The following is a 13,111-nucleotide window of genomic DNA, read 5'->3' as shown; positions in this document are numbered from 1 at the left end:
GACGTTGCCTGCAACGTCTCTAGATTTGTCAGATAATTTCAACAGTATAAGTAATTGATAATAGGAAAAACCAATTACCAATTACCCATGACTAATTTACACAGCATTATCAGCAGTATCGATGGTGGTGCTGCTAGCTTCAAAGGCTGGTGTTTCTTTAGCTTCTGCTATTTCCGCCTTGGCTTCTGCAACGATATCTTCCCAAGTTTCTCCGAGTTCGGCAAAAGCACCTTTGCTTTTTTCGTAGGCAACAATTCCACCTTTGATGATTGACTTGGCTATGGGTTTCCCAATTCCCGCTACTACAGGTAGGAGAACGGGAGCTAGCAGCACAGCACCAATCCCAGCGATTACACCAGGCGCGCCAGCTTCTTCTACAAAGTCAGTAATTCTAGGTGCCATAATTAATTCCTCCGGTAATTTGAATCTGAAAAATTGTACTTATTAAAGCTTTCTAGCCTAATCTTGCTAGATTCGCTATCTCATCTCCCTGATGGTAGAGCTTTTTTCGCTGAATGTTTGAGAATTGGACGTAAGCCGTTGACTCCAGCCACGATGGTAGAGCCGTTGTTGACTACGGTTGCTGCTAAGGGGTTCAAACCAAACAACGTTGCTACCATTAATGCCGCTAAGTTAGGAAGAGCCACAATACTGGTGTTTTGTCGAATTAAATGCTTGGCTTGACGCGCGATCGCGATCGCCTCTAATATCCCATGCAAGTCATTCTCCATTAACACCACATCTGCTGTTTCGCGGGCGATTTCTGAACCGTGGGCGAAGGATATGGAAACATCGGCGTAGGCTAAAGCTGGGGAATCGTTGATTCCATCCCCGACAAATGCAACTGTCTTACCTTGTTCGTGCAGTTGACGGACTACGGTTGCTTTCTGTTCTGGAAAAGCTTCTGCGTGGGTATGGCTGGGCGCAATTCCCAATTCAGTCGCTACAGCTTGCGCGGTTCGCTTGTTATCCCCAGTCAGCATATGCACCTCCACGCCGTCTACTGTCATGAGTTGGGAGATGACTTCCCGGCTCTCTGGGCGGAGAATATCACTATACTTTATTCTACCTTGAAGTTGTCCGTTAATGGCAACATAAATTACCGAGGTGGCTTTACTACCGTTGCCGTTAAGCGGCTCCATGTTAATCTCTTGCTGACGTAAAAATCTTTCGCTCCCTACATAAACCGTTTCGCCATCAATTTCGGCTTTGACACCTAAACCGAGTTGATAATCCCACTTGCTACGGCTGGGAATGGCGACTTTTTGCGCTTCTGCGTAACGAATCACCGCCTCGGCTACTGGATGTGTTAAACGCTGTTCGGCGGCGGCGGCTATGGCTAAAATGCGATCGCTCCCTATCTCTGGGTGATAACTCTCTACCGCAATTACCGATACTTCCCCTTGGGTGAGTGTGCCGGTTTTATCAAATACTACTGTATCAACTTCTGCTAGTTGTTCTAAGGCGCGACCGCTACGGATGAGAATTCCTTGACGGGCTGCATAGCTGAGTGCGGCTAACACAGTTGTAGGGATTGAGACTCTAATCCCGGTGGCAAAATCCAGACTCAACACGCTGGCTGCTCGTGCTGGGTTCCGTGTCAGTGCAAATACGGCTGTCCCTAGTAACAAAGTTGGTAAAACAGCTTTTTCTGCAAATTTGATGGCGTAGTTTTCCATGCGGGTATCATGGACAGGCGCATCTGCCATTAATTTAATACTCTGTCCGGCGCGGGTGTCGTTGCCTACCCGTTCCGCCAGGATGTAAATTCGTCCTTCCCGTACTAAGGTAGAAGCAAACACCGCTTGTCCTTTGGTTTTCAAAATCGGCACAGATTCACCTGTCAGTTTTTGTTCATCTAGGAGTGCCTTACCTTTGATGATGCTGCCATCTATGGGTACTTGTTCCCCTGGATAAACTATCACTGTGTCCCCTGGTTTGACTTGTTGGATGGGGATTTGCACTTTTTCCCCATCCCGTTCTACCCACACAAATTGTCCTAGGGAATTTAATAAATCTAGGGTTTGCATTTTGGAAGCGCGCGCCGTGCGATCGCGGATATTTTCCCCAATCTCAATTAAACTTAACATCAAGGCGGGGGTGAGAAACTGCCCTTGAACGGTGGTAATGGCGATCGCAATAAAATCTAAAAAGTCGATAGTCAGTTTACGTTGAGTCACAATTCCTGCCAATGCTCTCTGCACTACAGGTAATGTGGCTAAGGCAATAGTACCCGTCGTCAACATCGGGGGAATCGATACTCCCAACCCACCCAGCACTGCTAAACCAGTGGCTAACATGGAAAGTTGCAATCCCGTCCTGGATTTTTCTGCCTCATCGGCTGTGGCTAATGAATGCTTAGTGTTGAGTGGTAAGATGTCGAGATCACTAGCAGCCACAATCAGACAAGCGAGGCGCGATCGCATTTTTGCATCCGTAATTGTACTTACTTTATAAGTAACAACTAAAGAAGCCGCCGCCGGTTTAATTCTGACATTTGTCATCAGGGTATCAGCTTCTAGTAAAGCTAAAAGACGCTGTGCATAGTCAGCGTCGTAGCGCAACCGAGGCACACGCCACCGCAACCTCCCCGGAACTGCATGGACAATACTATAGGTAACAGGAGGAATCTGCTTGGTAGTAGTTGCAGTCACTTTGCCAAGTTGTTTTTCGTCTGTCTGATAAGCAGCTATGGAAGTTACAGACGCTTCCTCATTTTGTACTTCTACCACTTCTAAAGATTGAGGAGCAACGGGTGACGCTAGTTGAACGGTGGTTTTTGCCATTGATTAATCCCTGAAACGATGAATAAACTTGTGTAAAGCCGTAGTTTTTTCCGTAAAAAAACAAAATAAGTACCCCTAGGCCCAAAAAATTTTGCCCTTTCACTATCAGCACTCTCCCCTATCTGAAGAGATCAGATAACTGAATGCAGATTTGTTTTTTTTATTAATTGATGTCAGCCTCAGCAGTGATCCCCGCCAGTTGAATCAGATGCGTAAGATACGGGACTGCTGCTGTATACACCCTTGGCATTTGTTGGTGAGAATTGCGGAACATTTGAGGTTGATAGGTAATGATAACTGATGCGGCATCTCGATTAACTCGTTCACTTTTAACTACTGGATCTGCTTGTAATACAGCCTCTAAACGTTCAACATAAGCTGGATCTGATGCGATTTGCGGTACATGAAACCGCACTCGTCCGGGAATAGCATGAACGATGTTACAGGCTACTGTCGTAGGTGGTTCAATTGTTAAGGGGTGAAGACTAGGCTGAGGCGGAAAATCTGCAATCTCTGGTTTGACTTCTGCATAATCAGCTGCTTGCAGTAAATTAGCCAGATGCGATCGCATTGCCAAATCAGACTTTAACCCTAGCTTGTAGCTAATCACAACTGATCCCGTCTCTGCATTAACTTCTTGAGTGATGATCCCAGTTTCCTGTTTTAGCAACTTGAGGAGTCGTTGCAGGTAGTTTGAATCTTCACTAATCCTGGGTACGCAGAAAGTCACCTGTCCCGGTAGGGCAACAGTAATACTATAAGTTACTGCTGTGGGATGTGTACAATTTTCGGGTTTAGGTCGGGGAACAGAGTCTGATGATGATGCAGAATCTTCCATCTTGATTCCTCCAGTATTCCTGAGTCGGGAAATAATTACAACGGTAAGTTCGCCATAATGGCTAGAGAATAAGACAGTGCTGGAGCCTTCATATCAGCCCACCAACTAGAGATATATATAGTTTTGCCATCCGATGCAGATATTGTTGCATCTGTTGACTGAGTTAGTTGATTCTCTGTTTCCGGTTCAGATATAGATACTGTTGTTGACGGTGTTGGTTTTGCTGTGGTACTGACGGCAACTGTAGGTTTAGTTGTTTCCCAAGCCGATTCCATCAGACTTACCCAATGGGATACAGCTATTTCTGTGCTTGGCTTGTAGGTAATCGCCACAGATGCAGCATCAACATTAATTCGCACGCTTTTGACTAAACTATCGGTTTGCAATACCCTTTCTAGCCGCATTGCATAGGCGCGATCGCTCGCTATCATTGGAACGTGAAACCGAATCCTTCCCGGTATCTGATGTATCACACTATAGGTCACTTTGGCTGACCACTTGATTGTCTCGCTATGTTTTTTAACAATAGAAGTTTGATTTTCTGGATTTGCAGATTGATGCTCGGCATCTGCACTCTTACCGCTTGCTAATCCATCAAGGCGCGGTTTGAGATAATCTATCACCCTGCGAGTAGCATCGGCGGTCATCATATAGACAGGAATCGAGGCTAATCCACTAATTCCCAATCTACTGGTAACAGCTAACCCTGTCATCAAGGGAATAAAAGATATTGTCTGCTCTTTCCAAAAATCTACCGATTTCCAAGCAGCAAACGGATCAGACAACGGCCTATTTTGGGATGTTGGAATATTTAATCTTTGCAACACTCCCAACATCTGTGACAGTGAGATTTGCTGCTGATCAAAGCTAACTACTATAGTGCCTGTTTGCTCATTTGTAGTCACTTCTTTCACGCCTGGATATTGGCCTAAGTATTGGGTGATACTCTGGACGTTGGAGCTAAAACTACCATCAGTCGCTTTAATACGTATGCGCCCATTGGTTGCGTGTACAACTTGCATACTCGTAGCAGAGAGTTCTAATTGTGGCTGTATTACCACTCTACTGCTATTTGTATTCACTTTTATTGCATCGTAGTGACGCTGGGTCAAGGTTAAGTCAGAAAACCTTGGTAGGTCAGGACTTAACCTTGCGCGACTAATCATAGTTTGTGCCATTTATTTCGATAGCTACACCCGAATGGAGGTTAACAATAGGTTAAGTATACATCGAAAAATCTTGTTGGGTATCATTCTTAAGAAGAATTTTTGATTATGTAGTGTGGAATACAATTTTTTGATATTCTGGCTCAGTGATCATGTCAGCAGGTTTTTCTACACGGTCAATAAAGAGTACACCATTTAAATGATCAAATTCGTGTTGAAATATACGAGCCACAAAATCAGTTAGTTCTTGCTGTTGTAATTGGCCATAACGGTCGGTATATTCAACTGCGATCGCTTGATATCTGGGAACTAATCCTCTGATACCAGGAACACTCAGACAACCTTCCCAGTCTTTCACAACCTCAGACGAATGAGCCACTATCCTAGGATTGATCATTGCCGTTGGTTCCATTGTTGGGGCGTGGGGATATCTGAGATTAGGACGGGAAGCCACAATAAATAAACAATCAGACTGTGCCACTTGCGGCGCAGCAATTCCCACACCATGAGCCTGAATAGCCGTAGCAATTAAATCATCAATCAGTTTTTGCATAGCGGGATCATGAACATTCTCCACCGGCGCAGCTTGGCGGCGTAATGTAGGATTCCCGACTTGAATAATAGACGGTAAGTTGGTCATTTGTAACTCTCCTGAATGGGTTGTAGGGGAAGCGGCGGAAGCGGAGAAGAAGAACTTTTACCAATGACTAATGACTAATGACTAATAACTAATAACTAATGATTAACCTTCTCGATCTACTGGTAAAGGTGCTGGACGGACAGCAACTTGCCTTGTCTGTCCATTGCGTTCAACTTCAACGGGTAGAAGTCTACCGATTTGGCTATCTTCTACTAGCTTTTGGACTTGTTCAACTGTGGTAACAGGTTGATTATTAATACTTTTAATTACGTCCCCAGGTCTGAGTCCGGCAATAGCGGCGGGAGAGCGCGGTACAATCCTGACTAATAAGACACCTTGCTCGGCTGTAATATTGATGCGATCGCCAAATCTATCATTAATTCTGTCTTTAACTTCTGGTGTCAGTGTCACCATCTGAATTCCCAAATAAGGATGATCAACCCTACCCTGAGTAATTAATTCCTGAGCAATTTTCTGTACAGTATTAATCGGGATGGCAAATCCTAAACCTTGCGCCCCTTGGATAATCGCTGTATTCATCCCAATCACCTGAGCATTAGCATTTAATAAAGGGCCGCCAGAATTACCAGGGTTAATCGCCGCATCTGTTTGGATATAATCAACACGCTTATCACTAGCACCAATATCACTACTAGAGCGACCTGTCGCGCTGAGAATTCCAGAAGTGACCGTATTATTTAAACCGAGTGGATTACCAATAGCAATTACCGCTTCCCCTGGTTGTAAAGTCTCAGAGTTGCCTAAAGATATAGTCGGTAAATTATTAGCATCAATTTCAATCACAGCTACATCTGTCACCGGATCTTCACCCAAGACTTTACCATCAAAAGTTCTGCCATCTTTGAGGGTGACTGTCACCTTATCCGCACCGTCTACTACGTGAGCATTCGTTAAAATCTGACCAGAGGAACTAATAATAAAGCCTGAACCGCTACCTCTTTCTACCCGTTGTCTAGGCTGGCTGGGAACAGCCTCACCAAAAAACCGCCGGAAAAAGGGATCACTAAATTCATTCGGTACACGAGCAGTCACAGTTCTCGCCGAATCAATTCGCACCACAGCCCCGCCCACCCTCTGCACTACTCGCACCACAAAATTGGGATCTCCAGAGGCGGAAATAATTGCTGGCGGTGCAACTACCGTACTGGTATCATTTGTGTTTTGGGCTGTCGTCTGAGACTCGACTGGATTTGTTGGCGTTTGTAAAGACTTAGTGGGTAAAACACCGCAACCGCCCAAGGAAACCACAGCTACCCCACTCAGTAACATCAACCTCATCCTCTTAACTCCCCCTTGGTGAAACCAACTCTCAAGAGGAAGATTTTTTAATTTACTGTTATCCTGTGTGTTCTTCATGTGTCTTTACTTCTCCGTGTTACTCAGGTAATGCTAGGATCTTGCCTACCGGGTATGTCCCAAACTGATTACAACTTAAAACTGGTTCCTGGTCTAGAGCATCTCAAGCAAATTTGATGCTTGCCCATATCTTTATTGTGACGATTAGCAGCGCAGGTGGTAAATGATGGAAATGCCCATTGACAGTTTATGGAGTCAGGTATTAGAGCGTTTACAGATAGAATTATCCCGTCCCACCTTTGAAACGTGGATTAAAACAGCTAGCGCGGAACAGTTAGATAATAACTGTTTGGTGATTATCACACCTAACCCTTTTGCTCGCAATTGGTTACAAAAGTATTACATTAAAACTATTGCTAATGTTGTGCAAGATATTTTAGGATATCCTGTAGAAATTGCTATTAAAGTTGCTCAGGGTGATACAGTTGGTGAGTTTGAAGAATCAGCCATTGCTTGGGAAAAACCACATCCAAATATTCCCTTGGAAACTATTAATAAAAAGAAGCAAATAACTACAGAATTAAACTCTAAGTATACATTTTCTCGATTTGTGGTCGGTGCAAATAATCGTATGGCTCACGCCGCATCCTTAGCTGTGGCGGAGTATCCAGGGCGAGAGTTTAATCCTTTATTTTTATGTGGTGGTGTCGGTTTAGGTAAAACTCACCTGATGCAAGCTATTGGACATTATCGCTTAGAAATTTGTCCTGATTCTAAGATATTTTATGTTTCTACAGAACAGTTTACCAACGATTTAATTACAGCTATTCGTAATGATAGTATGCAGAGTTTCCGAGAACATTATCGGGCTGCTGATGTTTTATTAGTAGATGACATTCAGTTTATTGAAGGCAAGGAATATACTCAAGAAGAATTTTTCCATACTTTTAATACGTTACATGAAGCTGGTAAGCAAGTGGTGATTGCTTCTGACCGTCCCCCAAACCAGATACCGCGATTACAAGAACGTCTTTGTTCGCGGTTTTCTATGGGGTTAATTGCTGATATTCAGTCGCCCGATTTAGAGACAAGAATGGCTATTTTACAAAAAAAATCTGAGTATGAAAATATCAGGTTGCCCCGTGATGTGATTGAGTATATTGCCGCTAAATACACTTCTAATATTCGGGAATTAGAAGGAGCTTTAACCAGAGCCTTAGCTTACATTGCGATTTGGGGTTTACAAATGACTGTAGAAAATATTACCCCAGTCTTAGAAACCCCAACGGAGAAAATAGCCGCCACACCGGAGGCGATTTTCAAGGTGATAGCTGAACATTTTCATGTTGCCATAGAAGACCTCAAAGGTAACTCCCGACGCAGGGAAATTAGCTGGACGCGTCAAATTGGGATGTATTTGATGCGGCAACACACAGATTTGAGTTTACCGCGAATTGGTGAAGAATTTGGTGGGAAAGACCATACAACTGTATTATATAGTTGTGAAAAAATTACTCAACTACAAAAGAAAGACCACACCCTAGCTACAACTTTACGACAACTGAGCGATCGCATCAACATGATGAGCCGTTCTCATTAATCATCTTGATGATAACTTAGAGTTTTCCACAATCATTCATCGTCTGACTTTCCCAACATCATTTAAAATATTAAGTAATATATAAAAAATGTTTAAATTTTCCTCTCCTCTGTGGAAAAATCAGCCTTTTGTTGTGGAAAACTAAATATTTCCGTGGAAAACTAGATTAAGTATAATTACCCTGTGGAAAACCCCCTAGTATTTTCCACAAGTTTTCCACAGATAGTCATTAGTCATTAGTCATTAGTTTTTCTCCCCCTGCTCCCCTGCTCCCCTTGCTCCTTCATCTCCCCAATCCCCAGTTCCCACGTCAGATGCTAGTATAATTAATTCACCAGCTGAATCGGACAATGAAATTAGTTTGCGCCCAAAGCGACCTCAGTACCAATCTTTCCCTTGTTAGTCGTGCAGTACCTTCACGGCCAACTCACCCCGTACTTGCCAATGTGCTACTACAAGCAGATGCTCAAACTAACCAAGTAAGCTTAACAGCCTTTGATCTCAGCTTGGGTATTCGCACCAGCTTTAATGCGGAAGTTGGACAAGGGGGAGCGATCGCACTTCCTGCTAAATTACTTGTAGATATTACCTCCCGTCTCCCAGAAGGAGAAATCACCCTCGATGACGAAGTAACGGATAACACCGCCACAGGTGAGGGTTTAGTCGTTACCCTCACACCCAAAACTGGACAATATCAGTTACGTGCTATGGGTGCGGAAGACTTTCCCGAATTACCTTTAATTGAAAACACCAAAGCCATTCATATCACCACCACAGCATTAATTGAAGGCTTGCGGGGTTCTTTATTTGCTACCAGTGGGGATGAAACAAAGCAAGTCCTCACCGGAGTTCATCTTACCGTTAAACAAGACACCTTAGAATTTGCTGCTACTGATGGACACCGCCTAGCAGTCGTAGAAACCACTAATGAACGTCCGTTAGAAGAAGATGAACAACAACTAGAGGTGACAGTACCAGCTAGAGCATTACGCGAACTAGAACGGATGTTAGCTCATAACGCTGCCGCCGATGAACCTATAGCCCTATATTTAGATCAAGGTCAAGTAGTGTTTGCATGGGGTAATCAACGTCTGACTAGCCGCACCTTAGAAGGTCAATACCCAGCTTATAGACAACTGATTCCCCGGCAATTTGAACGACAAGTAACAATAGAACGGCGACAATTTTTAAGTACATTAGAGCGAATAGCCGTCTTAGCTGATCAGAAAAATAATATTGTGAAACTCTCTATTGATAGTGACGCGCAACAACTTACCTTATCTTGTGAAGCGCAAGAAATGGGTAGCGGTAGAGAGTCGATGTCTGCTCAAATTTCTGGGACAAATATCAACATAGCCTTTAACGTCAAGTATTTAATGGAAGGCTTGAAAGCTTTGCCATCCACAGAAATTCAAATGCACCTAAATCAAGAACTAACTCCCGTGATTTTTACACCCCTGGGTGGTTTAAAAATGACTTATTTAGCTATGCCAGTGCAATTGAGAAGTTAAAAAAACTACGAGTTACGCAAGTGTCAGATTACAGATGTCTTGTAGGCTGCGTCAGAGTGTTTAAATACTGTCAATAAACGTATTTTTCATATCTGACGCACCCTACTAATATGCCAGCTACGTAAACCAATTCTCTATGAAGTTGCACGAAATCAATGATGTAGAGCCATGATGGCATAGATACCCGACTTCTCAAAGAAGTCGGGTATCTGAGTATTACTTTAAACCGACATCATATCACAAGACTATTGAGCATCTTTGTGATAGTTCAGGTGTTGGATCGGAATTTCAATGCAAAATTCTGTACCTACTCCTAACTCAGACTCACATTTAAACACACCGCCATGTTTATCTACTACAATCCCATAACTAATTGATAAGCCTAAGCCTGTACCCTTACCTACTGGCTTAGTAGTAAAAAATGGATCGCATATTCTCATTCTCACATTTTCTGGTATGCCTGGGCCATTATCCGCAATGCGAATGACTACGCTTTTAATTTTGCCCTCTAACTCACCAATACTACTACGAATAGTAATCTGACTGTTATGAGGTTGTGATGGGGATTTTCTATAATCTTCTAAAGCGTCAATGGCATTACTTAACACATTCATAAACACCTGATTCATCTGCCCGGCATAGCACTCTACCAAGGGAATGTCACCATATTCTTTGATGACTTGAATAGCAGGACTTTCTGGTTTTGCTTTGACGCGATGCTGCAAAATCAACAAGGTACTGTCTATACCTTCGTGAATATTCACAGCTTTCATTTCGGCTTCATCTAGGCGTGAAAAGTTCCGTAAAGACATGACAATTTGACGGATGCGCTCTACCCCAATTTGCATAGAAGATAAAGTCTTGGGGAAATCTTCAGATAAAAACTCTAAATCAATCCTGTCTGCTAAATCGAGAATTTCCGCCGTTCCGTCAGGGAATTGCTGTTGATAAAGCTCCACCAAACTCAGCAAATCTGTAGCATACTCGTTCACATGACAGAGATTGCCATAAATAAAGTTGACTGGGTTATTAATTTCGTGGGCTACACCTGCTACTAATTGCCCCAAGGAAGACATTTTTTCTGTTTGAATCAGTTGGGTTTGGGTTTGTTGTAAATGTTGCAGTGCTTGAGTTAATTTTTCGGCTTGCTGCTGTGTTTGGCTGAGGAGTTCCGCTTGTTGTAGTGCTACTCCTAGTTGGGCTGCTATTTGAGTTAAGAAGTTAACTTCTGAGGGTTTCCAATGTCGCGGGCCAGAATGTTGATAAACTGCTAATAAACCCCAAAGTTTCTGTCCAAACAAGATGGGAGCTAAAATAAACGCATGAATTTGATATTCTTCTAAATTATCGAGATGACACTGAGTAAAGCCCATTTTATAGATGTCATCTACTGCAAATGTTTCATTGTAACGGTAGCGTCCACCTTCTGTCTCTTGTAAGTAAGTGTCATTCCAAACTAGATTAACACCTAATTTGGATTCATTAGACCAATGGGGACTAGCAGCTTCAAAATCACCCACAAATTCGCCACCCCATTCTGCATTGAAGCGATATACAGAAACTCGATCTGCTTTAATCAGTTGGCAAACTTCTTTAGTCGTTGTTTTAAATATAGTTTCAGTATCCAGAGACTCACGAATTTTGGTAATAACACCAAAAACTGCCTGTTGTTGTTCTGTTGTATGTTTTAATTCTAGAGTGCGTTTTTGCACTTGTTTTTCTAAATTTTCATTGAAGGCTTGTACTTGTTGGTACAGTTCATACTGCTGAATAGCTGAGGCAAAATGTTTACCCAGTTCTGTAGCTAGTTCAATTTCTGCAATTGTCCATTCTTGGGCTTGCGCTTTCTTAGACTCACGCCACAATTCAAATGATAGCCGGGGGTATAATTGTCTTTGGTCTGGATCATGCTGACCTGCCCAGAGAGTTTCTGTGTCTATTTCATTGCGGAAAATACTTAAATACCCCAGCAACTGTTGACGATATGCCAACGGAATCATCAAAATACTACGAATTTTCGTTGGTTGGAAAACAGGTTGTAAGGTTCGTAAAGCGGGAATTTGATAAAGGTCGGAAATTGCCCAAACATCATACTCATGGGATTGGTAGTGTACCTGCCAGACACTATACTGCTCGATGAGGGGATAGATAGTTGGTTCTGGAATGACTGGTTGCTGTCCATAGGTATAAAGTCGGATGTCATCGCTACCCGGTATTAAACATTCTGCTAAACTCTTGTGATGACTGTTGTGTAGATCAAGTTTTTGGTTTCTCAGACACAACCGACCACCAACACCATCAAAAGCCTTAACTGCTGCTTCTAAAGCTGGTTGTAAGACGATTGTGGGTAATGAGTGCAGTAGGGTAGCGATACGGTTAATCACAGCTTCCCTTTGGGCTGTTGCACGGGTTTGGGTAAGGAGGTTACTTTGGGCGATCGCCACCGATAATTGATCTACAATCATCTGCATGGCTTCTAACTCTTGTTCTGAAATATCACGGGCTTGAGAGTGATGAGATACCAACAAACCCCAGAGTGTATCTTGATAAATAATCGGTGCAACTACTGAAGATTTTACCCCCATTGCTTTCAAATATTCCAGGTGACACCCATCTACAGGACGATAACAAAGTTCTTCTGATATCTGTTCTCCTGTTTCTAAGTTGTGTAGGGGACTCTGGCCAATTTGTCCCGATTCCACATTGACTACAGAACGTATTTTGGATTTAATAAATAGTTCTCTGGCGTGGGGGGGAATGTCATCAGCCGGAAAATTTAAACCCAGCAGTGAAGGAAGACGATTTTCATAAATCGATTCCGCAATTACCTTACCGCTTCCATCAGCATGGAATTTATAAATCATCACTCGCTCAGTTCCCAATAAAGCACGTACCTCCGCCGTTGTCGCTGTGATGATATCTTCCAACTCTAAAGATTGACGTATACGAGTGGTGATCCGGCGTAGTACGCTTTCTTGATCAAGACTAACCTGCAAATTGGGTTGAGCGATGGGGGACATTGCTTTGAGTTAAATGAATTTCAGAACTATTACTAAAATTTCTGATATTTAAACATATTCTTATTTTTATTAAATCACATTGTCCTCAGTAAAACTACGGCGATTATTTTCCCCGGCTTTTATATTTCTTTACATTTCTTTATTAAAATAAATGTAGAGTTTTTGTGATGACGATTGGTCAATTTTCATCAAAATTTAATCATCAAAAAAAGACGCAATATTATTGATTGCGT

The 13,111-nt window shown here is 42.7% G+C and carries 9 protein-coding genes; 2 read left to right on the top strand and 7 right to left on the bottom strand.

Annotated features, from left to right (window positions below; translation table 11 throughout):
- Positions 1–96: 96 nt before the first annotated feature.
- The 6 genes from AACS98_RS18040 to AACS98_RS18015 form a co-directional block, all read right to left on the bottom strand.
- Positions 97–402, bottom strand: a complete 306-nt coding sequence (locus tag AACS98_RS18040; protein WP_066382320.1) for a DUF5132 domain-containing protein — start codon at positions 400–402, stop codon at positions 97–99.
- An 80-nt stretch (positions 403–482) separates the two neighbouring features.
- The gene (locus AACS98_RS18035) at positions 483–2,786 is read right to left on the bottom strand and encodes a heavy metal translocating P-type ATPase (RefSeq protein ID WP_157087536.1); all 2,304 of its coding nucleotides are present in this window, start codon (positions 2,784–2,786) and stop codon (positions 483–485) included.
- Between the two features lie 163 nt (positions 2,787–2,949).
- The gene (locus AACS98_RS18030; RefSeq protein ID WP_066382318.1) at positions 2,950–3,624 is read right to left on the bottom strand and encodes a hypothetical protein; all 675 of its coding nucleotides are present in this window, start codon (positions 3,622–3,624) and stop codon (positions 2,950–2,952) included.
- Positions 3,625–3,659: 35 nt separating this feature from the next.
- Positions 3,660–4,802, bottom strand: a complete 1,143-nt coding sequence (locus AACS98_RS18025; protein ID WP_066382316.1) for an HMA2 domain-containing protein — start codon at positions 4,800–4,802, stop codon at positions 3,660–3,662.
- A 94-nt stretch (positions 4,803–4,896) separates the two neighbouring features.
- Positions 4,897–5,430 (bottom strand): peptide deformylase, encoded by a 534-nt coding sequence (gene def, locus AACS98_RS18020; protein WP_066382314.1) that lies wholly within the window; start codon positions 5,428–5,430, stop codon positions 4,897–4,899.
- Between the two features lie 102 nt (positions 5,431–5,532).
- On the bottom strand, positions 5,533–6,807 hold the full coding sequence (locus tag AACS98_RS18015; RefSeq protein WP_066382313.1) for an HhoA/HhoB/HtrA family serine endopeptidase: 1,275 nt from the start codon (positions 6,805–6,807) through the stop codon (positions 5,533–5,535).
- A gap of 166 nt (positions 6,808–6,973) precedes the next feature.
- Here AACS98_RS18015 and dnaA point away from each other — a divergent pair, with 166 nt between their 5' ends.
- Both dnaA and dnaN read left to right on the top strand, forming a co-directional pair.
- Positions 6,974–8,347, top strand: coding sequence for a chromosomal replication initiator protein DnaA (gene dnaA, locus AACS98_RS18010; protein WP_066382312.1), 1,374 nt, complete (start codon positions 6,974–6,976; stop codon positions 8,345–8,347).
- 350 nt (positions 8,348–8,697) lie between these two features.
- Positions 8,698–9,858 (top strand): DNA polymerase III subunit beta, encoded by a 1,161-nt coding sequence (gene dnaN / locus AACS98_RS18005; RefSeq protein ID WP_066382311.1) that lies wholly within the window; start codon positions 8,698–8,700, stop codon positions 9,856–9,858.
- Between the two features lie 245 nt (positions 9,859–10,103).
- On the opposite strand, the gene AACS98_RS18000 is transcribed toward dnaN, so the two are convergent.
- Positions 10,104–12,878 (bottom strand): GAF domain-containing protein, encoded by a 2,775-nt coding sequence (locus AACS98_RS18000; protein ID WP_066382310.1) that lies wholly within the window; start codon positions 12,876–12,878, stop codon positions 10,104–10,106.
- Positions 12,879–13,111: the final 233 nt, after the last annotated feature.

Origin of the sequence: Anabaena sp. CA = ATCC 33047, from assembly GCF_963870205.1 — a bacterium.
In the GTDB taxonomy this organism is placed as follows: domain Bacteria; phylum Cyanobacteriota; class Cyanobacteriia; order Cyanobacteriales; family Nostocaceae; genus Trichormus.
The sequence above is the reverse complement of the archived record's forward strand: the minus strand, read 5'-3'. Positions and strand labels throughout refer to the sequence as shown.

Excerpts from the sequence above, each read along its gene's own strand:
- AACS98_RS18040 (WP_066382320.1), bottom strand. The coding sequence starts at position 402 with ATGGCACCTAGAATTACTGACTTTGTAGAAGAAGCTGGCGCGCCTGGT.
- AACS98_RS18035 (WP_157087536.1), bottom strand. The coding sequence starts at position 2,786 with ATGGCAAAAACCACCGTTCAACTAGCGTCACCCGTTGCTCCTCAATCT.
- AACS98_RS18030 (WP_066382318.1), bottom strand. The coding sequence starts at position 3,624 with ATGGAAGATTCTGCATCATCATCAGACTCTGTTCCCCGACCTAAACCC.
- AACS98_RS18025 (WP_066382316.1), bottom strand. The coding sequence starts at position 4,802 with ATGGCACAAACTATGATTAGTCGCGCAAGGTTAAGTCCTGACCTACCA.
- def (WP_066382314.1), bottom strand. The coding sequence starts at position 5,430 with ATGACCAACTTACCGTCTATTATTCAAGTCGGGAATCCTACATTACGC.
- AACS98_RS18015 (WP_066382313.1), bottom strand. The coding sequence starts at position 6,807 with ATGAAGAACACACAGGATAACAGTAAATTAAAAAATCTTCCTCTTGAG.
- dnaA (WP_066382312.1), top strand. The coding sequence starts at position 6,974 with ATGGAAATGCCCATTGACAGTTTATGGAGTCAGGTATTAGAGCGTTTA.
- dnaN (WP_066382311.1), top strand. The coding sequence starts at position 8,698 with ATGAAATTAGTTTGCGCCCAAAGCGACCTCAGTACCAATCTTTCCCTT.
- AACS98_RS18000 (WP_066382310.1), bottom strand. The coding sequence starts at position 12,878 with ATGTCCCCCATCGCTCAACCCAATTTGCAGGTTAGTCTTGATCAAGAA.